This window comes from Lichenicola sp. GTC18331 (assembly GCF_055386855.1).
Window position 1 is genome coordinate 317387 of record NZ_AP045015.1, and the last position, 24655, is coordinate 342041.

At 66.6% G+C, this 24655-nt stretch carries 22 protein-coding genes; 13 read left to right on the plus strand and 9 right to left on the minus strand.

Going from position 1 to position 24655, the window contains the following annotated elements:
• Positions 1-9 precede the first annotated feature (9 nt).
• From ACZ5BM_RS01515 to ACZ5BM_RS01535, 5 genes are all read right to left on the minus strand, one after another.
• The gene (locus ACZ5BM_RS01515) at positions 10-987 is read right to left on the minus strand and encodes an AraC family transcriptional regulator (protein ID WP_498909578.1); all 978 of its coding nucleotides are present in this window, start codon (positions 985-987) and stop codon (positions 10-12) included.
• A 278-nt stretch (positions 988-1265) separates the two neighbouring features.
• Positions 1266-2345, minus strand: a complete 1080-nt coding sequence (locus tag ACZ5BM_RS01520) for a D-alanine--D-alanine ligase (protein WP_498909579.1) — start codon at positions 2343-2345, stop codon at positions 1266-1268.
• Positions 2342-2932 (minus strand): DedA family protein, encoded by a 591-nt coding sequence (locus tag ACZ5BM_RS01525; protein ID WP_498909580.1) that lies wholly within the window; start codon positions 2930-2932, stop codon positions 2342-2344. Before ACZ5BM_RS01525 ends, ACZ5BM_RS01520 begins: the two co-directional genes overlap by 4 nt.
• A 201-nt stretch (positions 2933-3133) precedes the next feature.
• Positions 3134-5155 carry an AsmA family protein gene (locus ACZ5BM_RS01530; protein WP_498909581.1) on the minus strand — a complete coding sequence of 674 codons (2022 nt, stop codon included), beginning with the start codon at positions 5153-5155 and terminating at the stop codon, positions 3134-3136.
• A gap of 90 nt (positions 5156-5245) precedes the next feature.
• Positions 5246-5446, minus strand: coding sequence for a hypothetical protein (locus tag ACZ5BM_RS01535; RefSeq protein WP_498909582.1), 201 nt, complete (start codon positions 5444-5446; stop codon positions 5246-5248).
• Between ACZ5BM_RS01535 and ACZ5BM_RS01540 the strand changes: the two genes are divergently transcribed.
• Positions 5445-5774, plus strand: coding sequence for a hypothetical protein (locus ACZ5BM_RS01540; protein ID WP_498909583.1), 330 nt, complete (start codon positions 5445-5447; stop codon positions 5772-5774). The two genes, ACZ5BM_RS01535 and ACZ5BM_RS01540, sit on opposite strands and share 2 nt — an antisense overlap.
• A gap of 69 nt (positions 5775-5843) precedes the next feature.
• Here the strand turns inward: ACZ5BM_RS01540 and ACZ5BM_RS01545 are convergent, their stop codons facing one another.
• From ACZ5BM_RS01545 to ACZ5BM_RS01555, 3 genes are read right to left on the minus strand one after another with little or no spacing between them, the layout of a single operon-like run.
• Positions 5844-7112, minus strand: a complete 1269-nt coding sequence (locus ACZ5BM_RS01545) for a CaiB/BaiF CoA transferase family protein (RefSeq protein ID WP_498909584.1) — start codon at positions 7110-7112, stop codon at positions 5844-5846.
• Positions 7109-7981: an HpcH/HpaI aldolase/citrate lyase family protein gene (locus ACZ5BM_RS01550; RefSeq protein ID WP_498909585.1), complete on the minus strand. Its 873-nt coding sequence runs from the start codon at positions 7979-7981 to the stop codon at positions 7109-7111. The genes ACZ5BM_RS01545 and ACZ5BM_RS01550 overlap by 4 nt, the downstream gene beginning before the upstream one ends.
• A gap of 20 nt (positions 7982-8001) precedes the next feature.
• Positions 8002-9363 (minus strand): 2-hydroxycarboxylate transporter family protein, encoded by a 1362-nt coding sequence (locus tag ACZ5BM_RS01555; RefSeq protein ID WP_498909586.1) that lies wholly within the window; start codon positions 9361-9363, stop codon positions 8002-8004.
• 112 nt (positions 9364-9475) lie between these two features.
• Here ACZ5BM_RS01555 and ACZ5BM_RS01560 point away from each other — a divergent pair, with 112 nt between their 5' ends.
• The 12 genes from ACZ5BM_RS01560 (at position 9476) to ACZ5BM_RS01615 (ending at position 23406) form a co-directional block, all read left to right on the plus strand.
• Positions 9476-10408, plus strand: coding sequence for a LysR family transcriptional regulator (locus ACZ5BM_RS01560; protein WP_498909587.1), 933 nt, complete (start codon positions 9476-9478; stop codon positions 10406-10408).
• 51 nt (positions 10409-10459) lie between these two features.
• Positions 10460-11479: a lytic murein transglycosylase gene (locus tag ACZ5BM_RS01565; protein WP_498909588.1), complete on the plus strand. Its 1020-nt coding sequence runs from the start codon at positions 10460-10462 to the stop codon at positions 11477-11479.
• The gene (locus ACZ5BM_RS01570) at positions 11476-12363 is read left to right on the plus strand and encodes a septal ring lytic transglycosylase RlpA family protein (RefSeq protein ID WP_498909589.1); all 888 of its coding nucleotides are present in this window, start codon (positions 11476-11478) and stop codon (positions 12361-12363) included. Before ACZ5BM_RS01565 ends, ACZ5BM_RS01570 begins: the two co-directional genes overlap by 4 nt.
• Before the next feature lie 3 nt (positions 12364-12366).
• On the plus strand, positions 12367-13629 hold the full coding sequence (locus ACZ5BM_RS01575) for a D-alanyl-D-alanine carboxypeptidase family protein (RefSeq protein ID WP_498909590.1): 1263 nt from the start codon (positions 12367-12369) through the stop codon (positions 13627-13629).
• Positions 13626-14255 (plus strand): dTMP kinase, encoded by a 630-nt coding sequence (tmk, locus tag ACZ5BM_RS01580; RefSeq protein ID WP_498909591.1) that lies wholly within the window; start codon positions 13626-13628, stop codon positions 14253-14255. Before ACZ5BM_RS01575 ends, tmk begins: the two co-directional genes overlap by 4 nt.
• Positions 14252-15229 carry a DNA polymerase III subunit delta' gene (locus ACZ5BM_RS01585; RefSeq protein WP_498909592.1) on the plus strand — a complete coding sequence of 326 codons (978 nt, stop codon included), beginning with the start codon at positions 14252-14254 and terminating at the stop codon, positions 15227-15229. The genes tmk and ACZ5BM_RS01585 overlap by 4 nt, the downstream gene beginning before the upstream one ends.
• 22 nt (positions 15230-15251) lie before the next feature.
• Positions 15252-16793, plus strand: a complete 1542-nt coding sequence (gene metG / locus ACZ5BM_RS01590) for a methionine--tRNA ligase (RefSeq protein ID WP_498909593.1) — start codon at positions 15252-15254, stop codon at positions 16791-16793.
• On the plus strand, positions 16793-17581 hold the full coding sequence (locus ACZ5BM_RS01595; RefSeq protein WP_498909594.1) for a TatD family hydrolase: 789 nt from the start codon (positions 16793-16795) through the stop codon (positions 17579-17581). The genes metG and ACZ5BM_RS01595 overlap by 1 nt, the downstream gene beginning before the upstream one ends.
• On the plus strand, positions 17578-18363 hold the full coding sequence (locus tag ACZ5BM_RS01600; protein ID WP_498909595.1) for an MBL fold metallo-hydrolase: 786 nt from the start codon (positions 17578-17580) through the stop codon (positions 18361-18363). The genes ACZ5BM_RS01595 and ACZ5BM_RS01600 overlap by 4 nt, the downstream gene beginning before the upstream one ends.
• Positions 18364-18628: 265 nt before the next feature.
• Positions 18629-20575 (plus strand): PrkA family serine protein kinase, encoded by a 1947-nt coding sequence (locus tag ACZ5BM_RS01605; protein WP_498909597.1) that lies wholly within the window; start codon positions 18629-18631, stop codon positions 20573-20575.
• Between the two features lie 18 nt (positions 20576-20593).
• Positions 20594-21883 carry a YeaH/YhbH family protein gene (locus ACZ5BM_RS01610; protein ID WP_498909599.1) on the plus strand — a complete coding sequence of 430 codons (1290 nt, stop codon included), beginning with the start codon at positions 20594-20596 and terminating at the stop codon, positions 21881-21883.
• Entirely contained in the window at positions 21880-23406 is a 1527-nt protein-coding gene (locus ACZ5BM_RS01615) for a SpoVR family protein (protein ID WP_498909601.1), read from the plus strand. The genes ACZ5BM_RS01610 and ACZ5BM_RS01615 overlap by 4 nt, the downstream gene beginning before the upstream one ends.
• 74 nt (positions 23407-23480) lie before the next feature.
• On the opposite strand, the gene ACZ5BM_RS01620 is transcribed toward ACZ5BM_RS01615, so the two are convergent.
• Complete coding sequence (locus ACZ5BM_RS01620) at positions 23481-24461, minus strand: helix-turn-helix domain-containing protein (RefSeq protein ID WP_498909603.1); 981 nt, start codon at positions 24459-24461, stop codon at positions 23481-23483.
• Positions 24462-24655 lie beyond the last annotated feature (194 nt).

The following is a 24655-nucleotide window of genomic DNA, read 5'->3' on the forward strand; positions in this document are numbered from 1 at the left end:
CAAAATCCTTCAATGAGCCGGAACGGGCGAAGCGGTCGCCCCGGGCAGGAAAGAAGCAGACACCCGCAAATCGGCGATACGGCGGGCACGGTGGCGATAATCGCGTGGGGTCATGCCGCGCAGACGCAAGAAAATGCGGTTGAAGTTCGACAGGTTGGCGAAGCCGGACTGCACCGCCACGTCGGTGATCGGCAGATGGCCGCTCACCAGCAGCTGGCAGGCATGGCTCACGCGGAGTTTCTGGATGAAGGCGGTGAAGGTGTCGCCAGTAGCCGCACGGAACTGGCGCGAGAAAGCGGCCGGGCTCAACCCCGTCAGCTTGCGTGCCCGTTCGGAGTCCAGCGCTTCCGGCGGGGCCGCGAGCAGGCAACGGATCGCGGCATCCATGCGGCGCATCTGTGGACCGCTCATCTGCTCCTGCTGGTTGATCGCCAACGTGCGGAACGGCGCCGCGGCCAGGCCGGCGAATAGGTCGATGCAGGCCGCGAGACGGCTCATGCCGGTCAGGGCGCCCATCGCCTCGAGCGCCTTGCCCAGCCGCAGGGCGATCTCGCCGGTGAATTCCACCCCGTTCGCGGAGGCCTCCAGCAAGGCCGTCAGCGGCGACAACTCCGCACACAGCGTCATCAGCCCGCCGATCCATTCGCCGGTGAACTGCAACACCACGTCCCGGCCGGGGACAGTCTCGCCCGGTTGCAGGTGGCTCACCCAGGCATGCGGCAGGTTGGGGCCGATCAGCACGAGCTGGCGTGGCTGGTAGGCGCCGACATGGTCGCCCACCATCGCCTGTCCGGACCCCGTGGCGATCAGATGCAGCTCGTATTCGGGATGGCGGTTCCAGCACGCCAGGGGCGAGGGGAAATCGTGCCGGTGCCAACGGAAGCTCTCGTTCGGCTCCGGCCGGATCAACTCGTAGATCGCCGGCAGTTCGCGCGCGGAGGCAGGCGTGTCGCCGCGTCTGAGGTTGGTGCGTGGGCTGGCGGTCATCAGCATCGGAATCCCGACCCGGGCGAAGTCACTCGGGAATGACCGGCATCTAAAACCCGGCGGCCAAACGGCGATAGGCCATTTTTTGAGCCGGAACTGATACGATCTTGTCCAACATCGGTGATCCCGCAAGCAGTCGTGCGGGGCTGCACAAGGGTTTGGTCGCGCGGCCGACGCCGGAGGCGCTGCGCTACTCGCCGTCAGGAATATTTATTGTGCAAGGCACAATAAACCGGTCGGCGTGGCGAACTATTGCTGCGCCACGCTTCGACCGCGCTTCAGTCGTTCAGCGGATAGGACCGCATCAGCCGGCGCTGGTTGCGCCAGGCTGCCAACAATGCAAGCGGGCCCGTCGGCCGGGCGCCACGGCGCCGCATGGCCGCACCGATCTCGAAGGCCTGCCTGTAGTGCCAGAGTTGGTCGCGATAGGCCTTGGCCAGCGTCGTCGTGGAATCCCAGATATGGGTCGCCTCCGACCCGACCCCATTGATCTCGATGATGCCGAAATCCTCGCCTGCCCTGAGCGAGGCGAGGGAACGGAATTTCACGTCGATCCGGCCGAAATGGAAATCAGGAATATCCCGCATGATCGCGTCGATCCGGCGTGTCAGGGCATCGGTGATGTCCCGGTGCCCATCTAGGAAGATCGATCCCTTGCAGTGATTGCCGGCGAAGACCAGCGTCATACCAACTCCGGCCGGCAGGACCTCGTCCTGTCGACCGGCCAGACGCGGCAGATAGATGTCCGGAACCCGCCCGGAGCGCTCGTCGGCCAGAACCAGTTCCCGGATCGTCGACACCCCGTCGCCGACGATGCTTGGCGCGATCTTCAGCGTCAGCGAGGTGACACGACCGGTCCGCTGATCGGGATGGCGCACATAGAAGATGCCGGCCTCACCCTCGAACGGAATCAGCTCCTGCAGCAGGATCACCACGCCGCGTGGAAACGCCGCCAGGGCAGCGGACAAAGCCTCCACACTGTCCGCACGTCGGATGCCGGTGCCGTTGCAGCCGATATCCGGCTTCACGACCACCGGCAGCGACAGGCTGGCGCCGGACAGCAATGCCTGCGCGCGTGCCAGATCGTCCTCGCCCGTGGTCATCCGCACATAAGGCGCGATCCAGGCGGCCGCCTCCGGGCCGGCCTGGTCCAGGATCGAGCTCTTGCTTTCCCCGCACAGCCCGCCGGTCTCGACGTGCGGATTGGCGGCGGTAGGAAGGGTGAAACCGCGAAAGCGCAGCCCGAGCCACAGCCAGTAGGAAACGACGGGAATGTAGAACAGCCAGCCGGGCCAGAACTCGAATGAGGAGATCGGCACGGCAGCGCGGGCGGGCCGCTCCACGGTCATGACGTTCATGGATGATTTCCGTTATGCTGTGCGCCGCCGCGCAGACGGATCGCCAGACGCCCGACCAGCACCACCACCAGGGCGAACACCGCGGCGCCGGCCCAGCGCCAGGCGCCCAGGTGGTCGATCAGCATCTGCCCGACATGGCGAGACAGTTCGAACAAGGCGGTGGTCCACACCGACGTCGCCAGGATCGCCGCGAGAGCAAACGTCGCGAATCGGGCATGGAGATAGCCGCAGGAGGTGTAGGTCGGCAGTCGCGCGCCCGGCACGAACCGGCTCACGAACACCACACGGAACACGTGCCGCTCGATCCATTCGCGTCCACGGGTCCGGTCCTGCTCGGGGATGAGACGCCGGGCCCAGGGCCACATCGCCGCGAGACGGCCGGAGCCGTAGAGCCCGATATCCCCGACCACGATGCCGATATAGAGCGCGATCAGCGCAGTCCACCACGCGATCTTTCCGTCCTGCACCTGCATCGCAGCCAGCACCGTCGCGGCATCCTCCAGGATGAAGGTGCCGACGATGATTGAGATCGCCTGGAACAGGGGGTGCGCGCCCGCAGCCTTCAGCAGGGCGGAAACGGAGATCACGCCGGGCGGTTCGGCGTCGCGCCGATCGCGTCGGGAAGAGCCGCGAAGCCCCGAGGCGCGATGCCATGGCCCTGGGGCATGAACGAACTCCGGTTGGCGACGGGATTGTCGGCGGAGCAGGGGATAGGACGAAACCGGATCGGTTTCCATCCTCGGCTTGCACCGCCGCATTGCACTGAAACAAAGCGGCGGCGTCCGGGATCAATGCCGGGGATGTCGCACGGCGCGCGCCGGCGCCTTCGCCTGGCCATGCGCGGCCGGATGCTCGCGCACGTCGGTCAGGGCGGCGCGGCATGCTTCGGCTTCGCCGACACCGAACTGCACCGTCGGCAGAATAGCCAAAGGCGGCAGAACCACGCCGAGGGCAGTGGCGGCGCCCGCGCGCGCCACGACCTCGGCTCCCGGTGCGATCGACGGGCTGTTCAGCTTGCCGGTGATGTTGATCGGACCCGGCAGGGAGCCGATGCTGAAATGCGTCGAACGGGTGGTCAGGGAGTAGTCGATGGTCTGGTTGCGGAAATCCACCGTGCCCCGACCAACCGTCCTGGCCTCGCCGGTCTGCAACAGGAACGCGTCCGTCGACATGATGCCGTTTTTCAGCGGAAGGTCGGCCACGAAGCACTGAACCGGGGTCCGATCCGGCAGACCGATCGCCGACAGGATCGCCTTGCCGATCTGCAATCCGGCCAGATCGGGCAGAAGCGCGCTGATATCGCCGCCGCCGGACATCACCAGCGTCAGACCGCCGCTTCCGTTCGCCATGATCTTGGCGACCGAGTTGCCGTTGCTCACCAGATCCGCCTTGCCACCCAGGATGCCCTGGCCATGGAAGGCATGCGTCGCCTGCATCAGACGCGAAAGATCGAGATGGTCGAAATCCGCGTGAGCCTTCGTGCGCATGCCGTTGGACGGATCGATCGACACCGCCGAGACGATGCGGCCGCTGCCGACTTTGAAATCGAGCTGCTTCAGATCGATCACGCCGTTGTCGATGTTCAGCTGCGCCGCGATGTTGTCCAGCGGGACGTCTCGGTTCTCGATATGATTGCCGTGATAGGTCAAATGGATGTTGGCGGCGTTCACCTTTGGCACGTTGATCGGCGTGTCCGGCAGGACACTGGCGGACTTGTCCACGCTTGCCTTCTTCTGCTGCGCCGTCTTGGTGTTCGCCTTGCCAGGATCCTTGGAGCCCACAAAACCGCCGAGATCGGCCAGATCGACATTGCGCGAATGCAGATCAGCGGTGATGGTCGGCACTTTGTCCGGCACGGCGCTGATGGTGCCATCGAGGTCGCTGTTGCCGACCTTGCCTTCGAAGTCGCGGAACGCCACCAGCGTCTTCGAATAGTCGAAATTGCCGGTGATCTTGTAGGGTGGCGTTTGCGGGATTGGCACGCCGGTTAGCGGATACAGCAGCGACATGTCCGGACCGGCGAAATTGAGGCTAAGCTTCGCTCCGCCGAAGGTCAGCGGCTGCTCGATCGTGCCTTTCAGCGCCACATGGGTGGGACCGTTGGCGAGCTGCAAATCGATCGGATAGGGGCGTGTCTTATCACGCAGCGACAGGATGGCGCCGCCAACGAAGCGCAGCGTCACCGGCTGTCCGGCATAGCGTCCCTTGCCGTTTGCGACGATCTCGCCCTGGTTCTTCGGCAAAGGCTTCACGAACGGGTCCGGCGCGTCGCGGGTCTCGACGTCGATATCGGCCAGCGCCTTGAACTTCGGATCGTCCACATGGATGTGGCCGTCCTCGATCTTCAGCACGCCGAGCTGCGGACCGGGGCTGCTGTCGCGCGTGTCGCTTTTGCCCGAGGAACCCGACGAGAAGGTGAAATTGTTGTTGCCGTCCTTGTCGCCCAGCACGCGCACGACGGGCTGGTGGACGTCGATCAGCGGGATCACGATCTCGCGGTGGCGGATCAGAGGCAGCACCTCCACCGCGATCTCCAGCGCCTTCACTGTCGCCAGCTTGTCGGGGAACTGCTTGGTGCCGTCGACGGCGACGTCGTCCGCTACGATGCGGGTGATCCGCCCGAGGCGCACATGCAGATGAGCGATGGTCACGTTCCGGCCGATGGCGGCGCTGGCACGCGACTCCACGAGGGGAATGAACCAGTCCCAGCTCCACAGCAGGATCAGGATCACGATCAGCAGAACGAATACCCCGGCGCCGATCCCACTCCGTTTGAGGATCTTCCGCCTGCGGGTCGGAATCTCAGCCATCGTCCGGTCCGTTCTGTGAAGAGGCGGCAACGTTCGTATGGCGCTGGGGTTGCGCCGCCGCTTTCCTGCTGACCGGACGGGAGCGATCTGTTACGACGAAAACCTCACGATAACGGATCGGTTCAGGAACGACGTGCAAGCCCCTTTGAAGTCGCCCTCGCGCGCCCGGAGCACCGGAAAAGCAACGCCATCGTCCGAGCCGACCGAGGCCGCCACCACGGCCGCGGGGCCGAAGCCGTCATCGCGCAGGAAGCAGGCCGCAGGAGACGCCACGCCGGTCGTCACGATCATGCCGACGCGCGCGCTATCGCCGCGCGGCCGAAAGAAGGTCGGCACCGATCCGGGCGAGACCAAACCGCCGGCAGTCGTACCCTCGGTCGAGACCCTTCTGTTCGATCCCGACTGGTACCGGACCCAATATCCCGACGTCGCCCTGGCGGGTGTCGACCCGATCCGCCATTATTTCGACGACGGCGCCCGCGAAGGTCGCGACCCGAACCCGTTCTTCTCCACCAGCGGCTATCTGGCGCGTTATGCAGACGTGGTCGCATCGCGCATGAACCCGTTCCTGCATTACGTGCTGTACGGCGCCCGCGAGGGACGGTCGCCGAACGCGTGAAAGCGTGGCGGCTGAGGCCGCCCTCAAGAGCCGATCGCTGCCGCATAACCGGCAGCCGGCACCCGGGACTCAGGCGCGCTCCAACGTCGATGACGCGCGTGGAGCGTTTGTCTGCGGCAGAACCACCACACCATCCTCGATCAGCCGGCACCGCTCGGAGCCGACAACACCGAGTTCGGCCAGGATCGCCTCGCCATGTTCGCCGAGCCGCGGCGCCGGGCTGCGGATCGAGCCCGGTGTGTCTGACAGGCGCGGCACCACCGCGTGCATCGGCAGCATCTCCATGTCTGGATCCGGATAGTCGGCAAGGATCTCGCGTTCCTGCACGTGTGAATCGTGCAGAAGCTGCGACGCATCGTAGATCGGACCGACCGTGATCGAGCGTGCCCGAAAGAAGCACACCGCCTCGTCCTGGGTCATCTCAACGATGAAATCGCCGATGATCGCGTCGAGCGCGACGACGTTTCGGAGCCGATCCGCATTGCTGCGGAAACGCGGATCGTCGATCAACTCCGGGCGCCCGATCGCCAGGAAGAGCCGCCGCGCCATGCTCTGGATCGATCCGGAAAGCGAGACATAGAGTCCGTCCGCGCACCGATAAACATTGCGCGGCGCCGAGTTGCCGGACCTGCTTCCGGTACGCTGGCGCGTTTCACCGGTAAGGCGGTAATTCGCTGCCTGAGGGCTCAGGATCGCCACGAGCGGGTCGAGCAAAGGCAAATCGATCACCTGCCCGACGCCGTTGTCGCCCTCTGCCGCCCGCAGTGCGATCATCGCCGCCGACGCGCCGTAGAGCCCGGCCACACCGTCGGCCAGATACATCGGCGGCAGCACCGGCTCGCGATCGGCGAACCCGTTCATGGCGGCGAACCCGGAGAACCCCTCGATCACCGTCCCGAATCCGGGCTGGCCGGCGTACGGCCCGGTTTGCCCCCAGCCTGAAATCCGGACCACCACCAGCCGCGGGTTCAGGGCCAGCAGCACATCCGGACCGAGCCCCATCGCTTCCAGAACGCCGGGGCGGAAACTTTCCACCAGGATGGAAGCGCTCGGCACCAGCCGCTTCAACAGCGCGATCGCGCGGGGATCGCGTAGCGACAGGCACAGGCTCTTCTTGTTGCGTGCATAGATCTTCCAGTGCGTGTCGACCCCGGCCGTGGTCCAGGCGCGAAGGGAGTCGCCTTCCGGGGGCTCGACCTTGATGATTTCGGCGCCGAAATCGCCCAGGATCTGGGTCAGGCAGTTGCCGGCGAAAAGGCGGGACAGGTCCAACACCCGCACGCCGTTCAGCGGCCCACCTGCATCCGGCCGATAGTCCCGGCGATGCAGCGCGCTCACGCCAGGTTCTCCCGCACGGTCCGTTCGCCCAGAGTTTCTGCCAGGGCGATCACGGCGCGGGCGCGAGCGACGAACGGCGCATCAACCATCGTCCCCTCCAGCCGGATCGCACCGCCGCCGCCGACGCGATCCACGGCGGCGAGGATCGCACGCGCACGCGCGATCTCGGCGTCATCAGGGCTGAAGACGGCATTGGCGACCGCGATCTGCCGGGGATGCACGCAGGATTTTCCGCTGAACCCGCAGCGTCGCGCCGCCTCGCATTCGGCACGATAGCCATCCGTATCGTCCAGGCCGGGGAAGGCGGCGTCGAAGGCCGGAAGGCCGGCTTCGGCCGCGGCCAGACGGAGAACGAGCCGCAGGCTGCCGAGCGCCGTCTGGTCCATGCGATCGATTCCCGCTGGCTCGAGCAGATCGGCATAACCGGCCTGGAGGGCACGCACGCGCGGATGGGAAGCGGCGAGCGCCGCGGCCCGGCGAAGCCCGCGCGGCGTCTCGATCGTCAGCAGAAGGCCAATGCGCCGGTCCGGGTCGTATCGGTCGAGCAGCGACGCCGCGCGTCGGACGGACCTGGCGTCCTCCACCTTGGGCAGGTTCAGCAGATCGAGCCGCCGGCACGCGACCGCCGCGATATCCGCCTCGAACTGGGGGCTTCCGACCGGATTGACGCGGGCGACCAGACGGGCGGTGCTCTCCAACGCCGCGTCGCTGCGGAGCAGATCGGCCAGATCGGCGCGCGCTTCGTCCTTTCGGTCTGGCGCCACCGCGTCCTCCAGATCGAACGACAACGCGTCTGCTTTGGAGCGGAGCGCCTTGCCGAACAGGTCCGGACGCGATGCCGGAACGAAAAGCTTGCTGCGCATCATCATGATTTCGGTATCCTTTCGGCTCAGCGCACGTGCAGATGGGCCATGGCGACGAGAGCCAGCATCACGGTGGCGGCGCCTCCGATCCGGGTGGCGACCTGCGCGAACGGCATCAGTTCGAGCCTGTTGGAAGCGGTGAGGATCATCACGTCGCCGGTTCCGCCGAGCCCGCTGTGGCAGGCATTGACGATCGCGGTGTCGATCGGGTGCAGCCCGGCCAGCCTGGCCGTCAGGAAACCGGCGCCGACCAGCGCCGCCACCGTGGCGATCACCGTGGCCAGGATCGCCGGATGGAACGCGGCGATCAGCGCCGACCACGGGGTGAAGGCGACGGCGGTGGCGAACAGGAGCGGGTAGGTGACGGCGATCACGAAGAAGCGCGACACCACCCGGGCGCCTTCCTCGATCTCGGGCGGCACGATGTCGAGCAGTTTGGCGCCGACCGAGAGCAGCAGCATGGCGACGGGACTCGGCAGCCCGGTCAGGGCGAAGGCGAGCATGCCGGCGCAATACAGCATGACGGCGGTGATGCCCCCGGCGGCGACGGTGGCGATGTCGATCCCGGTGGTGGGAGCATGCAGAGCGGCCGGCAGACCGTTTGCGTGGACGCGGGGCGCGACGGGTCCGCGCTGCAAGCGGCCATTGCCGGTCAGGGCGGGCCGTAGCCGGCCCAACTGGTCCAGCACGCCGCAAATCAGCATGGCGATCAGATTGCCGAAGAAGACCAGAGGCAGGATCTGGCCGATCATCGCCCCCCGGTCCACGCCGGCAACCTGCGCATAGCCGACCGCGAGCGGGATCGCGCCTTCACCCACACCGCCGGCCATGACCGGCACGGCCACGAACAGGATGGCATGCGCGAAGCCGATGCCCAGCATCGCGCCCACGAGCCCTGCGGCCAGAACGGCGGCTACCGACCCGGCGGCGAGCGGAAGCGCGATCCGCACGAAGCCGGACACCAGCGTAAGGCGATCCATGCACAGGATGGAACCGCCGACGACCGCGGCGATGAACAGATAAATGAAGCTGGTCGTCCGGCTGAACGCCGCGACATGCGTCACCAGATCGCGCGGCAGCATTCCGTGCGCGATCAGGAAGGACGGCACGAAGATGGTGGCGAGCGAACCGCCGCCGATGCGGTTCAGCAACGGGATATGCCGGCCGATCTCGCCGCAGCTATAACCGCCCGCGGCCAGGATCGCGATCATCAGCGTGAGGTCGCCGTTGATCCGATGCAGCGCGGACAAGCAGATCACCAGCGCGAGCAGCAGCAGATGCACCGGCAACGGCACCACGCCGAGCCTGATCCGCATCAGCCGAAACCAGGCGGCGCGCGCGGCATCCGGTCGCAGATCGCCGGCCTGCGCCGCGGCTCGACTGTTCATGGTGGTTCTCCCGGTCGGCGCCGCGTTCCTGCGCGGTCTCGTGCAACGGGATTTACCGGCCGTCTTCCTCGGCGCATAACGCAATGATTGCAGCGATTATGGCGATTCCAGCATGAATATCCCGATCGACGGCATCCAGGCTTTCGTTCGCATCGCGTCGCTCGGCAGCTTCCGCCGGGCGGCGGAGGCGCTGAACGTCAGCCAGACCGCACTGAGCCGGCGTATCCAGACACTGGAAGGATTCGTCGGCGTCCGTCTGCTGAACCGAACCACCCGGTCCACGGGGCTGACCCCGGCGGGGCAGGATTTCCTGCCGCTGGCGACGCGGCTGGTGGAAGATCTCACGACCGGGCTGCACCGTTTACGCACCACCTCGCGGCTGGAGATGGGCGACGTCACGCTGGCCACGCTGCAATCGGTGGCGCTGCATCAGCTCCCCGCCGCGCTGCACGCCTATGCCGCTTCGCATCCGCACAACCGGGTGCAGGTCCTGGAGCGGACCGGATCGCTGGTGACGCAGGCCGTGCTGGACGGTCATGCGGCATTCGGTATCCATGTCCGCTCCGGCACGCATCCCGACCTCGTCGAGGAGGTATTGCGCGACGACCCGTTCGTGGCGGTCTGCGCCCGGACGCATCCGTTGGCGGAACGTCCCGATGCGGAAGCGCTGCGCTGGTCCGATCTCGCCGGGCTCGATCTGATCACGCTGGGCGGCGCGAGCGGCAACCGTCGTCCGGTCGAAGCGCAACTGGAGCGTTCCGGCCTCGCCACGAAAGGCCGTTTCACGGTGGAAAGCGTGGCGAGCGCTCTCGCCCTGGCGCGCACGGGAACGGGCGTCGCCATTCTGCCGAGCGCCTCCGCGACGATCGGCGATCCGGCGCTGCGCGAGTTGCGTCTGGAAGAGCCGATCCTGAGCCGCACCTTGTCGCTCGTCCGTCGCGCCCACGAAACGCTGATGCCGGCGGCGCACGCGCTGTATCGGATCGTGCACACACATCTCGTCGCCGAAGGTGCAACGCCTCAGCGGGAACGGCCGCGGTCCTGAACCGAAGGCGGCGCGTTGTTGTCGCCCCCGCGCTGTGGCATCCCTTGTCGTATGATCTCACGTCGCGTTTTTGCCGGTTCGCTGCTCGGCGCCGGTGCTTCCTTGGCCCCCGGCCTGTCCGCCCTGGCGAAGCCGCACGCGGCTGTCCGCCATGCCGCGCCGAGGCCCTCCGCGGGCGGCTCCTACGCCGCCTTCCTGAACGGTGTGCGCGCGGATGCGCTCCGCACCGGCATCAGCGCCGCGATCCTCGATCAGGCGCTGGCCCTCAACACACCCAACGCCAAGGTGCTGCAACTCGACCGCCACCAGCCCGAATTCACCCTGACCTGGGCGCAATATCGCGACCGGGTCATCGGCCCGACCCGCCTGCAACACGCCGCCGAAGCCTATCAACAGAATCTCCCCCAGCTTACCGAGCTCTGGGATCGGTTCCGGGTCGATCCGCGCGCCGTGATCGGCATCTGGGGGCTGGAATCGAATTTCGGCACCCGGATCGGCACGTTCGGCGTCGTGGATGCGCTCGCCACGCTCGCCTTCGATGGCAGGCGGTCTGCGTTCTTCCGCTCCGAGCTGATGAACGCGCTCAAGATCCTCGGGCGCGGCGGCATCGCGCCCTCCGCCATGCTCGGCTCCTATGCCGGCGCGATGGGCCAGCCGCAGTTCATGCCGAGTTCCTATCTGCGTTACGCCGTGCCGTTCGAGGGCAGCGGTCAGGCCGACATCTGGACCAGCAAACTCGACAGCTTCGCCTCCATCGCCAACTACCTGGGCAAGTGCGGCTGGGTCGCCGGCCAGCCCTGGGGGCAGCGGGTCACGCTCACGCAGCCGATCGACCCGTCCCAAGCCGGCCGTCAGAAGATCCGCACCCTCGGCCAATGGGAACAGATGGGCGTGCGTCGCGAGGACGGCAGCCGGTTCTCAGAGAACGACGTTCGCGGCGCCCTGCTGATGCCCGACGGCGCCGGTGGCGACGCCTTCATGGTCTACGACAACTTCAACGTCATCCGCCGCTACAACCCGTCCGACTACTACGCACTCGCGGTCGGCCTGATCGGCAACGCCGCGGCGTGAAGACCGGTCTCGCCCTTTTCCTGGCGACCCTGGCGGCGGAAGCGACCGCCTTGTCCGGTTGCCAGCACCATGCGCCGCCGGCCCGACCGGCTCCGGTCGCGCATTACGTGGTCGGACCGGCCTGGCAGGGGCGGGACGGGGCCTGGTTCTATCCGCGCGAGCAGAACAATTTCGACACCACCGGACTCGCGGTGATCGACGGGCACCGTCGCGGCGAGACCGCCGCGGATGGCGAACTCTTCGATCCCGATGCGATGACGGCATCGGTGCAGACGCTGCCGCTGCCCTCCGTGTTGCGCGTGCACGATCTGGAGACCGGACGGATCGTGTATGTGCGGGCGATCGGGCGCGGGCCGGACGATCCGGGCCGTCTGATCGCGCTCAGCCCCGCGGCGGCACGGGCGCTCGGGATGCGCGCGGGTGTGCCGGCGCCTGTGGCGGTGACGCTGGATGCGGGACTGACGCAGCAGGAACAGAACACGCTGGCCGGGGCGCCGAAACTGGCGATCGACACCGCGCCCGTGGGCGCCGTCACCGAGCAGAGCCTGGGGCCGCCGGGCAGTGCGGCCGGCCCCGCCGCGAGCGTGGTCGACGGCGGCGCATCCGGCGTGGCGTCTTCGGCTCCGGTCTCGATTCCGTCGGGCGTTCAACAGGGCGCGGTGATGCCGGGGGATCTCTGGCTCGATGGCGGGCGGTTCGAGACCGGAAGTGCGGCCCGGACGGTGGCGGACGCGATCGGCGGCGAGGCGAGGCGCGACGGGTCGGGACGGCAGGCGGTGTTCACCGTGCGGGCAGGTCCGTTTCGGTCGGTTTCCGAAGCGGATGCGGCACTGGACCGGGCCCGCCATAGCGGGGTAACGGGGGCGCACATCATCGTCGAGTAGGGGTTGCCCGTGCCGCTGAGAAGGCTGTTTTTGTCCGGTGCCGGAAGCCTGGCCCTCTGGTCCGGCGCCGCTTTGGCCCGCCCCCACCGCGCCGCGCCGGCGCACAAGACGACCGCGAAGCCGGCCAAGTCCGGCGATGACGACGACGATTCCGGCAGCGATACGGCCACCGCCGCGACCGGCAGTCCGGCGCAGACCCCGGTCGGTCCGCTCGACACCGAAGCCCGCTGGGCCTTCATCCAGGACTTCAACACCGGCACGGTGCTGCTGCAGAAGGCCGCCGACGAGCGCATGCCGCCCTCGTCCCTGACCAAGCTGATGACGGCCTACATCACCTTCAGCATGCTGAAATCGGGCCGCCTGCATCTCGACCAGCCTTTGCCGGTCAGCGAGAAGGCCTGGCGCATGCAGGGCTCGAAGATGTTCGTGCCTCTGGGGTCGTCCATTCCGGTGAGCCAGCTCATCCAGGGCATGGTGATCCAGTCCGGCAACGATGCCTGCATCGTACTGGCCGAGGGCATTTCCGGTTCCGAGGACCAGTTCGTCGCCCTGATGAACCAGGAAGCCGCCAAGCTCGGCATGACCAATACCCATTTCGAGAACTGCACCGGCTGGCCTGCACCCGACCATTACATGTCCGCCCGCGACATCGGCACGCTGGCGCACCACATCATCGCCGACTACCCGGAATATTATCACTTCTTCTCGGAGAAGGATTTCCGCTTCAACAACATCAGCCAGGGCAACCGCAACGTGCTGGTGGACAAGGGTCTGGCCGACGGTCTCAAGACCGGCCACACCGATGCCGGCGGGTTCGGCCTGTGCGCTTCCTCCGATCACGGCGGCCATCGCATCACCGTGGTGGTGAACGGTCTGCCCAGCTCCAAGGCGCGCGCGTCGGAAGGCGAGCGTCTGCTGGGCTGGGCGTTCGCCAATTTCGAGAACGTGACGCTGTTGAAGAAGGGCCAGGACCTGCAGACAGCCAAGGTCTGGCTGGGCGAGGCGCCGACCGTGCCGCTCCAGGCCGGCGGCGATCTGACCGTCACCGTGCCGCATGGCTGGCAGAACAAGGTCAAGGTATCGCTCGACTATCAGGCGCCGTTGCCCGCGCCGATCGCGGCAGGTCAGCAGGTCGGCACCATCACCATCGCCGGGGCGTCGGTCGATCCGATCGAACTCCCGCTCGTGGCCGGCGCCGCCGTGCCGCGCATGGGGCTGATCTCTCGCTCCGTGGCCGTGCTCGGCCATCTCGCGGGCCGCGCTTGAGCGGTTTCTTTCTGACCCTGGAAGGCGGCGAAGGGGCGGGCAAATCCACCCAGTGCCGCCTCCTGGCGGATTCGCTGGAACGCGCCGGACATCGCGTCCTGCTGACGCGCGAGCCCGGCGGTTCTCCGGGCGCGGAAACGCTGCGCGCGATCCTGCTCGGAGGCGACCATGCGTTGTGCCTTCGTTCGGAAATCCTGCTGCATGTCGCGGCGCGCCTGGACCATCTCGAGCGCACCGTTCTGCCCGCTCTGGCCGAGGGCGCGGTGGTGGTGTGCGACCGGTTCGGCGATTCCACCCTGGCCTATCAGGGCTACGGCCTGGCAGAGGGCGATCCGGCGGTGCTCGGCTTCATTCGCGCCATCGCCGCAGCCTCCTATCGCCAGCCCGACCTGACCCTTCTGCTCGATCTGCCGCGCGATCTGGCCCGCGCCCGTCTCCAGGCGCGCGGCGACAGCCCGGACCGCTACGAGCGTCTCGACGAGGCGTTTCACGCCCGCGTTTCCGCCGGCTTCCGTGCCATCGCCGAAGCCGAGCCGAATCGCGTGGTGCGGATCCACGCCGACGATGCGCCGGAGGCTGTGTCCGCCCGCATGCTGGACGAGGTGCAACGGCGTCTCGGCTCATGAGCGCCGCGCCGGAGCGTCTGATCGGACACGAGGCCGCGGAACGCGCCCTGATCGACGGCGCGCGCTCCGGGCGCCTGCATCACGCCTGGCTGCTGACCGGCCCGGCCGGGATCGGCAAGGCGACCCTGGCGCGTCGTTTCGCCACCTGGCTTCTGGCGGGACAGCCGAACACGCACGGTCTGGCGGTGTCGCCGGACAATCCGGTGCGACGGCGCGTGGAGGCCAACACCCATGCCGACCTGCTGCTCGTCGGCCGCGCCTTCGACGAAAAGAAGAACCGGTATCGCACCGAGATCGTGGTGGAGGATACCCGCCGGATCGCCGAGTTCCTGCGTCTAACGCCGGCGGAAGGCGGCTGGCGCATCGTGGTGCTGGACGAGGCGGAGCACATGAACCGCGCCGCCGCCAACGCTCTGTTGAAGGTGCTGGAAGAGCCGCCGCCGCGCACGGTGATGCTGCTGGCGTCCAGCGTGCCCGGCCGTCTGCTGCCGACCGTGCGGTCACGCTGCCGGTCCTTGCGTCTGGACGCGTTGAGCCCGGCCGAGATGGAGCAGGCGCTCGCCGCGGCGCTGCCGGACCTGCCGCCGGGCGAGCGGACCGCGCTGGCCGGTCTCGCCGACGGTTCGCCCGGGCGGGCCGTTTCCCTGGCCGGCGCGCAGGTGGGTGCGCTCGGCGCCCTGGTTTCCGAGCTGATGGCGCGACACGAGCCCGATCCGCTGCGCGACGAAGCGATGGTGGAGGCTGTTCTGCGTCACGAGAACGGGTTTGAAACCTTTCTCGACCTGCTTTGCGGTGCCATATCGGGACGCGTGCGCGAGCAAGCGCGGTCCGGTGCGTGCGGCGGGGGCGACCCCACTGCCGTCTGGAGCGCGATTCGCCGTTTGCGCACCGAAACGGACCGATTCAACCTGGAAAAACGGCAGGCCCTGCTGTCCGGTCTGGCCCTGCTGAACGATTTCCACCCCGCGCGATGACACGGGGCGAGCTGGACGAACCATGACCCGAAGCTTCACCGTCACCACCCCGATCTATTACGTGAACGGCGCGCCGCATATCGGCCATGCCTACACCTCCGTCGCTGCCGATGTGATGGCGCGCTGGAAGCGCCTGGACGGGTTCGACGTGTTCTTCCTCACCGGCACGGACGAGCACGGACAGAAGGTGGAACAGGCGGCGCTCGCCTCCGGCACCGACCCGCAGGGCTTCGTGGACCGCGTCGCGGCGGATTTCCGCGACATGGCCGTGCGCATGAACGTCTCGTTCGACGACTTCATCCGCACCACCGAGCCGCGCCATATCGCCGCCTGCCAGGAGCTGTGGCGCCGTCTCGCCGCGGACGGGCACATCTATCTCGGCGCCTATGAGGGCTGGTACGCGACCCGCGACGAGGCGTTCTACGGCGCGGACGAGCTGACCGTGCGCCCGGACGGGGTGCGCGTGGCGCCGACCGGCGCGCCGGTGGAGTGGGTCACGGAGCCCTCCTATTTCTTCCGTCTGTCGAACTGGACCGACAGGCTGCTGGAACTCTACGAGCGCAACCCGGAGTTCATCGGCCCGGCCGGACGCCGCAACGAGGTTCTGAGCTTCGTGCGCCAGGGGCTGAAGGACCTGTCGATAAGCCGCACCTCGTTCCGCTGGGGCGTGCCGGTGCCGGGCGATGCCGACCACGTCATGTATGTGTGGTGGGACGCGCTGATGAACTACCTGTCGGCGCTGGGCTACCCGAACGAGACCGGGCGGATGGCGCAGTTCTGGCCGGCCGATCTGCATCTGGTGGGCAAGGAGATCATCCGCTTCCACGCCGTGTTCTGGCCCGCCTTCCTCATGGCCGCCGGGATCGAACTGCCGAAGCGCGTGTTCGCCAACGGCTGGTGGACCGCCGATGGCGAGAAGATGAGCAAGTCGATCGGCAACGTGGTGGAGCCGCGTGCCCTGGCCGACGAATTCGGCGTCGATCCGGTGCGCTTCTTCATGCTGCGCGAGGTGCCGTTCGGCGGCGATGGCGACTGGAGCCGCAAGGGTCTGATCACGCGCCTGAACGTGGAACTGGCCAACGATCTCGGCAATCTGGCGCAACGCACCTTGTCTCAGGTGGCGCGGAATTGCGGCGGCGTTCTCCCGCCGGCGGTGTCGCTGACCGAGGATGACGAGGCGCTCTTGCAGCAGGCGCAAGCGCTGCCGCTGGCGATGGGGGCGATGATCGACCGGCAGGCGCTGCACGAGGCGCTGGAGGAATGCTGGAAGGTGATCCGCGCCTCCAACAGCTTCATCGACCGTCAGGCGCCCTGGACGCTGAAGAAGCAGGGCGACACCGAGCGCATGGGCACGGTTCTGCGCGTGCTGGTGGACGTTCTGCGTCACGTCGCCACCGTGCTGCAGCCCTTCATGCCCGACAGCATGGCCAGGATGCTGGACCAGCTCGGCGTGCCGCCCGAGGCGCGCGATTTCGCGTCTCTGGACACGCCTTTGGCCGACGGAATCGTGCTTCCGGCGCCGCAGGGCATCTTTCCGCGCTACCAGGAACCGGCGACCGCCTGATGCTGATCGACAGCCACTGCCATCTGGACCATTTCCGGGACGACGAGCTGGACGATCTGCTCGACCGCGCGCGGGAGGCCGGGCTCGCCGGCATGGTCACCATTGGCACGCGCCTGTCGCGCGCGCCGGAACAGCGCGCCCTGGCGGCGAGAAGCCGTGCCGATGTCTCGGTGTGGTGCACGATCGGCACCCATCCGGACCATGTGAGCGAGGAGACGCTGCCCACCGCCGAGACGCTGGTGGAGATGGCGCGGGCGCCGGAGGTGGTCGGGATCGGCGAAACCGGGCTCGACTATTTCCACGGCGCACCCAAGGTGCGGCCTCTGCAGATGGAGAGCTTCCGCGTCCATCTCGACGCCGCCCGCAAGGCGGATCTGCCCCTGGTGATCCACACGCGCGAAGCTGACGAGAACACCGAGGCGCTGTTGCGCGAGGAGCATGCGCGCGCGCCGTTCCGCTTCCTGCTGCATTGCTTCAGTGGAAGCGAGAAGCTGGCGCGTGCGGCGATCGAGCTCGGTGGCTCCATCTCGTTCTCCGGCATCATCACCTTTCCGAAGTCGCAGGCGTTGCGCGACATTGCCGCCGCGCTGCCGGAAGACCGCATCCTGGTGGAAACGGACTCGCCCTATCTGGCGCCCGTACCCCGGCGTGGAAAACGCAACGAGCCGGCCCTGGTCGCGCATACGGCCGCGGTCCTGGCTGCCGCGCGCGGGCTCTCGCCGGAGGCGCTGGGCGAACTGACCACGTGCAACTTCCACCGCCTGTTCTCGAAAACGGTGCCCGCATGAGAGTGGTGGTGCTGGGCTGCGGCGGCTCTGCCGGCGTACCCATGCTGGGCGGAGCGGACGGAGCCGGCGACTGGGGCGTGTGCGACCCGGACGAGCCACGCAACCGTCGCAGCCGCTCCTCCATCGTGATCGAGGCGGATGACGGGCAACGCCTGCTGGTCGACACCTCGCCGGAGCTGCGCAACCAGCTTCTCGACAACCGCATCGGCCGTGTCGACGCGCTGTTCTACACCCACGCCCATGCCGATCACGTCGCCGGCCTGGACGAGGTCCGCAGCCTGAACCGCATTCTCGGCCGTCCGATCGAGGCCTTCGCCACGCGCGAGGTGCTGGACGAGCTGGCGCATCGCTTCGCCTACGCGTTCCTGCCCTGGACGCCGCCATCGTTCTTTCGCCCGGTGCTGCTGCCGCGCGAGATCGAGGCGGGGGAGACAGTGCGTGTGGCGGGGCTGGAGATGCGCGTGTTCCAGCAGAGCCATGGCCGTTCCGACACGCTCGGCTTCCGTATCGGCCGGTTCGGCTATTCCACCGACGTGGTGCATCTGGACGAGTTCGCCCACCAGGTCTTGCAGGGCACCGATACCTGGCTGGTGGATTGCTTCCAGCGCACCACCCATCCGGCGCATGCATGGCTTGATCTGGTCGTGGACTGGTCACGCAGACTGGGCGTCCGGCGCACGATCCTGACGCATATGGGCGTCGATCTCGACTGGCGCTGGATGACCGAGAACCTGCCGAGCGGCTTCGAACCGGCGCATGACGGCATGGTGATCGAGGCGTGACGCGAACGCGTCGCCGCCGCGACGTGGATCGCACGCGACCGTTTATTTAGTTGAAAACCCTGTTTGCGCAGCGATAGCCTTTTGTGACGGCGGGATTTCACCTGCCGGCAGGGAGAGCGACCGCAGCACCCTGGCCTCGGATGGAAGGATGCCTCGGCACCTGATCCGTCGGGGTCGGCCAGCGAACAGGACCCCGATCGGCCAGCTTCCTTCGGGAAGCGCTCCGGAGGCGGGAAGGGCGTGCGGCACTCGAAAGGAGTGGAGCATGGCACCACTGGACGATGTCTTCACGCTGGCTGCGGCGATGCGCGACGAACGTCGCGAAACGGAGATGAGCCTGGCGGAGTATCTCGAGCTGTGCGCCGAGGACCCGTCCTGCTACGCGACCGCCGCGGAACGCATGCTGAAGGCGATCGGCCAGCCGGACACGGTGGACACGTCAAAGGACAGCCGTCTGGCGCGCGTGTTCATGAACCGCACCATTCGCATCTATCCCGCTTTCGCCGATTTCCATGGCATGGAAGACACGATCGAGCGGATCGTGTCGTTCTTCAGACATGCTGCACAGGGCCTCGAGGAACGCAAACAGATCCTATATCTGCTCGGCCCGGTGGGTGGCGGAAAGTCCTCTCTCGGCGAACGCCTGAAGGCGTTGATGGAGAAGGAGCCGATCTATGTGCTGAAGGCCGGACGGCATCTGAGCCCGGTGTTCGAAAGCCCGCTCGGCTTGTTCGATGTCGAGCGCATGGGGCCGAGCCTGCTGGCGCGCTACGGCATTCCGAAGCGCATGCTGACCGGGATCGCAAGTCCGTGGGCGCTCAAGAGGCTGGAAGAGTTCGACGGCGACATCTCGCGCTTCCGCGTGGTGAAGCTTCACCCGTCACGCCTGCGTCAGATCGCCATCGCGAAGACGGAGCCGGGCGACGACAACAACCAGGATGTGTCCGCTCTGGTCGGCAAGGTGGATATCCGTCAGCTCGAGAACTACAGCCAGAACGATCCGGATGCCTACGGATTTTCCGGCGGTCTGAACCGCGCCAACCAGGGGCTTCTCGAATTCGTCGAGATGTTCAAGGCGCCGATCAAGATGCTGCATCCGCTGCTGACAGCGACGCAGGAAGGCAATTACGTCGGCACGGAGAATATCGGCTCGATCCCGTTCACCGGCGTGATCCTGGCGCATTCCAACGAGGCGGAATGGCAGAGCTTCCGCAACAACCGCACCAACGAGGCTTTCCTCGACCGCGTCTGCGTGATCAAGGTGCCGTATTGCCTGCGTGCGACGGAAGAAACGCGAATCTACGAGAAGCTGATTCGCGGTTCGACCCTGGGCGAGGCACCGTGCGCGCCGAACACGCTGGAGATGCTGGCACGGTTCGCGGTTCTGTCGCGTTTGAAGCCGCACCCCAATTCGGCGCAGTTCGCGAAGATGCGTGTCTATGACGGGGAGAATATCCGCGAGACCGATCCGAAGGCGCGGACCATGCAGGAATACCGCGACGCGGCCGGCGTCGACGAGGGCATGGACGGCGTGTCCACGCGCTTTGCGTTCAAGGTTCTGTCCGCGACGTTCAATCACGATCCGGCGGAGATCGCCGCGGACCCGGTGCATCTGATGTATGTGCTGGAGCAGGCGATCAAACGCGAACAGTTCCCCGCGGAAACCGAAGCCGGCTACCTCGCCGTGCTGAAATCGGAACTCGCCAGCCGCTATGCCGAGTTCGTCGGCAACGAGATCCAGAAGGCCTACCTGGAGAGCTACAACGACTACGGACAGAATCTCTTCGATCGCTACCTGGACTACGCCGATGCGTGGATCGAGGACCAGGATTTCAAGGATCCCGATACCGGGCAGATGATGAGCCGCGATCTGCTGAACGCGGAGCTGACCAAGATCGAGAAGCCTGCCGGGATCGCCAACCCGAAGGATTTCCGCAACGAGGTGGTCAAGTTCTCGCTGCGCGCGCGTGCGGCCCATGGCGGGCACAACCCGTCCTGGACGTCGTACGAAAAGATCCGCGACGTGATCGAGAAGCGCATGTTCAGCCAGGTCGAGGATCTGCTGCCGGTGATCTCGTTCGGCAGCAAGAAGGACGGCGAAACCGAAGCCAAGCACGATCAGTTCGTGGAGCGCATGGTGGCGCGCGGCTATACCGAACGTCAGGTCAGGCGCCTGGTGGAATGGTATATGCGCGTGAAGCAGTCTGCCTGAAGCGGAGCGGCCGATCTCGTGGATATCATCGATCGCCGGCCTAATCCGCACGGCAAGAATCTTGAAAATCGACGTCGTGTCCTCGATCGTGCCCGTAGCGCGGTGCAGGCGGCGGCGCGTGATGCCGTCGCGGCCGGCAAGCTCCGCGAGGTAGGGCAGGGTGGCGCGATCTCGATCCCGTCCGACGCGCTGGACGAGCCCAGCCTGCATCGCGTGTTCTCCACCGGCGTGCGCGAGGTGGTGCTGTCCGGAAACAAGCAGTTCTCGACGGGCGACAAGGTGCAGCGGCCGCCCGCTGGCAAGGGTGGCGGAGGTGGCGGCTCCGGCGAGGCCGGTGCGGAAGGGCACGGCGAGGACGGATTCCGCTTCGTATTGAGTCGCGACGAGTTCCTTGACCTGTTCTTCGAGGATCTGGAGCTGCCCGATCTGGTGAAACGTCAGATCGCGACCACCGACAGCATGGCCATCTCGCGTTCCGGCCTCAGCAGCGAGGGCTCGCCATCGCAGCTCGACCTCGGCCGCACCATGCGGCACTCCATGGCGCGCAGGATCGGTCTGAAGCGCCCCAGGCCGGAACTCGTGGATTCTCTGGAAGCCGAGCTGGCGGCGTTGGCCGGCATTGCCGGCACCGAAGAGCGTGTGGCCGCGCTCGAATCCGATTTGGCCGAGGCGCGCCGTCGTATCCGGCGCGTGCCATGGATCGATCCGGTGGATATGCGGTTCAGGCGCTTCACGGTCACACCGAAACCGACCACGCGCGCAGTGATGTTCTGCCTGATGGACGTATCGGGCTCGATGACGGAGCGCATGAAGGAACTGGCAAAGCAGTTCTTCCTGCTGCTGCACGTATTCCTGGAACGACGCTACAAGCGTGTCGAGCTTGTGTTCATCCGTCATGCCGAGGTCGCGGAAGAAGTCGACGAAGACACGTTCTTTCACGACCCGCGCACGGGTGGCACCGTGGTCTCGACCGCTCTGCACGAAATGCTGCGCGTACAGGGCGAGCGCTATCCGGCCGATAGCTGGAACATCTACGTGGCGCAGGCGTCCGATGGCGACAACACGGGCGCCGACACACCGAAATGCGCGGCCTTGCTGCGCGACCGCGTGCTGCCGCAGGTGCAGTATTTCGCCTATATCGAGATCGCGTCTTCGGGCGCGGTGATCCGCGGAGAGACCGATCTGTGGCGCGGCTATCGCCGTGTGGCGGAGGCGGAATCCCGCATGGTGATGCGCCAGGTCGGCGACAAGCGCGACATCTTCCCGGTGTTCCGCGATCTGTTCGCCAAGCGAGCGGAGGCGACATGAGCGATCTGCTGTATCGCGGCGCGGAGTGGTCGTTCGAGACTATCCGGCGCTCCTACGAAGCGATCGAACGCATCGCTGAAGACGAGCTCAAGCTCGACGTCTATCCGAACCGGATCGAGGTGATCACGTCGGAACAGATGCTGGATGTCTACACCTCGCACGGCATGCCGCTGATCTACCGGCACTGGTCGTTCGGCAAACGCTTTGTCGGCCACGAGAACGCGTACCGGCGCGGCCTGATGGGGCTCGCCTACGAGGTGGTGATCAACTCCAACCCGTGCATTTCCTATCTGATGGAGGAGAACAGCGCGACGATGCAGGCGCTGGTGATCGCGCATGCCGCGTTCGGCCACAACCACTTCTTCAAGAACAATCGTCTGTTCCAGGAATGGACGGAAGCATCGGGCATTCTCGATTATCTGGAATTCGCACGCTCCTATGTCGCATCCTGCGAGGAGCGCTACGGCGTGCGCGCCGTGGAGCGCATTCTGGACGCGGCGCACGCGCTGCAGAACCAGGGCGTGCATCGCCATAGCGGCGCCCGGCCGACCGATTTCCGCGCCGAGGAAGCCCGCGCGCGCGAACGGCGCGACCATGAGGAACGGGTCTTCAACGATCTGTGGCGCACCGTGCCGACCACCAAGACGGGGAGGGGGCCGGACGGCGAAGCCGAGCGTCGCGCGCGTCTCGGCCTGCCGGAAGAGAACCTGCTGTACTTTCTCGAGAAGCAGGCGCCGCGTCTGGCGCCCTGGGAACGCGAGATCATCCGCATCGTCCGACTGATCGCGCAATATTTCTATCCGCAACCTCAGAACAAGATGATGAACGAGGGCTGCGCGACCTGGGTGCATTACCGGATCATGGAGCGCCTGCACGAGCAGAACCGGATCGACGACGCGTCGATGCTGGAGGTGATCCATTCCACCACCAACGTCATCACCCAGCCGGGCTTCGACACCGGCGGCGGCCCGAACTTCAACCCGTATGCGCTCGGCTATGCGATGATGACCGACATCGCCCGCGTCTGCGAGAACCCGACCGAAGAGGACCGGCACTGGTTCCCCGACATCGCCGGCAATGGCGATGCGATCGGGACGCTCAAGCATGGCTGGGCGGAATATCGCGACGAGAGCTTCATCCAGCAATTCCTGTCGCCGGCGGTGATCCGCCGCTTCAAGCTGTTCCGCCTGCGCGACGACACCGAGAAACCGTATCTGCTGGTGGACGCGATCCACGATGCCGAAGGCTACCGCGACATACGACGCAGCGTGGCGCGGTTCTACGACCCGTCCAGCCTGTACGCCGATATCGAGGTGGTCGATGTCGACCTGTCCGGCGACCGCTGCCTGAAATTGCGGCATAGGACCGAGGCCGGGCATCTGCTGGACGAAAAGGACGCCAGGGCCACGCTGAGGCATCTGGCCGATCTCTGGGGCTACGAAGTCAAGCTGCTGGAGGTCGACCGGACCACGGACAGCGTGCTGGCGACCCATCTGGCTTCACCCCCCAGATCCCCCGCCTGACCCAGCAATATGAGTTGGCATAATATATATTATGCGGTCTTTGGATTTTCGGCAGGGAAGCCAGGCTTCCGGGTTCAGCCTTCCTGCTGCTGCCGCCAGTTCTGCAACTTGCGGTGGAACGTCGAACGGCTGATCCCGAGCAGCCGCGCAGCCTGGGTCACGTTGCCCTGGGCCCGTGCCAGTGCCGCATCCAGCACACCCTTCTCGGCCCGGGACAGATCGTCCGGGCTCGCGGCATTCCCGGTCAGGAACTCGCCCATGTCGCGGCCGGTATCGAGCGCTGCGTCGTCCAGACCATAGAAATCGCGCGCGGCCCGCGTCGCGCCGACGATGCGACGATCCGCATCCAGGGCCACCAGCCCGATCGAGCCGGACTGGCTCTGCGCCGTCGCCTCCGTCATCTCGACGATCAGCGTGCCTTTATGATGCTCGGAGAACAGCCGCCGCTCGATCGCCCGTGCCGTGCCGGTCACGGCGTTCATCACCAGCGACAAGGCCGGCCCCACATCGTCGGCGCGGAAGGAACTTACGTCGAGCGCCGCGACCAGACGCCCGCCCGAGCCGAACACGGGCGCCACGGAACAGCTCAGCTTGCGGTAGCCGGTGCGGAAATGCGCCTCGCGATGCACGGTGACGGGGCGCTGCTCGGCCAGACAGGTGCCGACGCCATTGGTCCCTTCCCGCCTTTCGTCCCACACCGCGCCGGCGCAGAAATGCCAGTGTCGGCACCCACGCATCACCGACCACCCCATACGCTGGGCGATGATGACGCCCTCGCGGTCGGCCAGCAGCACGGAATAATTCAGATCGCGCGTGGTCTCATGCAGGCGGTTGATCTCGTCATCCGCGGCGACCAGCAGCCGTCCGGCCTCCTCGCGCGCCAAGCGCAGCTCGAATCCGGTCAGCAACTCGTTCTCGATCGCGGAAGCCGGGTCGAGCCCATGCTCGGATAGACAGCGCTGCCACGAACGCTCCACCGCCTTGTCGCGGTCCCCCGCCATCGGCGGTCCACCCGGCGTTCCGGTACGGTTCAGGACAGCAGAACTGCTCGCCATCGCACCCTGATCCCTCGTGTGCCGCCGTTTCGCGGTCCTTGGCGACACCTTAGAGCATATGGGGTTGTCCCTGCCAGACGCCTCGAAAATGGCCGTTCGAGCAGATTTTGCGCCGCGTCATGTCGCAGGGTCGCGACAACTGCGACAGCCGTCGATCACGAGAACGTGAGCAAGGCGGACGCGCGCTGGCGGGC

Excerpts from the sequence above, each read along its gene's own strand:
- ACZ5BM_RS01515 (WP_498909578.1), bottom strand. The coding sequence starts at position 987 with ATGACCGCCAGCCCACGCACCAACCTCAGACGCGGCGACACGCCTGCC.
- ACZ5BM_RS01520 (WP_498909579.1), bottom strand. The coding sequence starts at position 2,345 with ATGAACGTCATGACCGTGGAGCGGCCCGCCCGCGCTGCCGTGCCGATC.
- ACZ5BM_RS01530 (WP_498909581.1), bottom strand. The coding sequence starts at position 5,155 with ATGGCTGAGATTCCGACCCGCAGGCGGAAGATCCTCAAACGGAGTGGG.
- ACZ5BM_RS01540 (WP_498909583.1), top strand. The coding sequence starts at position 5,445 with ATGCCGACGCGCGCGCTATCGCCGCGCGGCCGAAAGAAGGTCGGCACC.
- ACZ5BM_RS01535 (WP_498909582.1), bottom strand. The coding sequence starts at position 5,446 with ATGATCGTGACGACCGGCGTGGCGTCTCCTGCGGCCTGCTTCCTGCGC.
- ACZ5BM_RS01550 (WP_498909585.1), bottom strand. The coding sequence starts at position 7,981 with ATGATGATGCGCAGCAAGCTTTTCGTTCCGGCATCGCGTCCGGACCTG.
- ACZ5BM_RS01555 (WP_498909586.1), bottom strand. The coding sequence starts at position 9,363 with ATGAACAGTCGAGCCGCGGCGCAGGCCGGCGATCTGCGACCGGATGCC.
- ACZ5BM_RS01560 (WP_498909587.1), top strand. The coding sequence starts at position 9,476 with ATGAATATCCCGATCGACGGCATCCAGGCTTTCGTTCGCATCGCGTCG.
- ACZ5BM_RS01565 (WP_498909588.1), top strand. The coding sequence starts at position 10,460 with ATGATCTCACGTCGCGTTTTTGCCGGTTCGCTGCTCGGCGCCGGTGCT.
- ACZ5BM_RS01585 (WP_498909592.1), top strand. The coding sequence starts at position 14,252 with ATGAGCGCCGCGCCGGAGCGTCTGATCGGACACGAGGCCGCGGAACGC.
- metG (WP_498909593.1), top strand. The coding sequence starts at position 15,252 with ATGACCCGAAGCTTCACCGTCACCACCCCGATCTATTACGTGAACGGC.
- ACZ5BM_RS01595 (WP_498909594.1), top strand. The coding sequence starts at position 16,793 with ATGCTGATCGACAGCCACTGCCATCTGGACCATTTCCGGGACGACGAG.
- ACZ5BM_RS01600 (WP_498909595.1), top strand. The coding sequence starts at position 17,578 with ATGAGAGTGGTGGTGCTGGGCTGCGGCGGCTCTGCCGGCGTACCCATG.
- ACZ5BM_RS01605 (WP_498909597.1), top strand. The coding sequence starts at position 18,629 with ATGGCACCACTGGACGATGTCTTCACGCTGGCTGCGGCGATGCGCGAC.
- ACZ5BM_RS01615 (WP_498909601.1), top strand. The coding sequence starts at position 21,880 with ATGAGCGATCTGCTGTATCGCGGCGCGGAGTGGTCGTTCGAGACTATC.
- ACZ5BM_RS01620 (WP_498909603.1), bottom strand. The coding sequence starts at position 24,461 with ATGGCGAGCAGTTCTGCTGTCCTGAACCGTACCGGAACGCCGGGTGGA.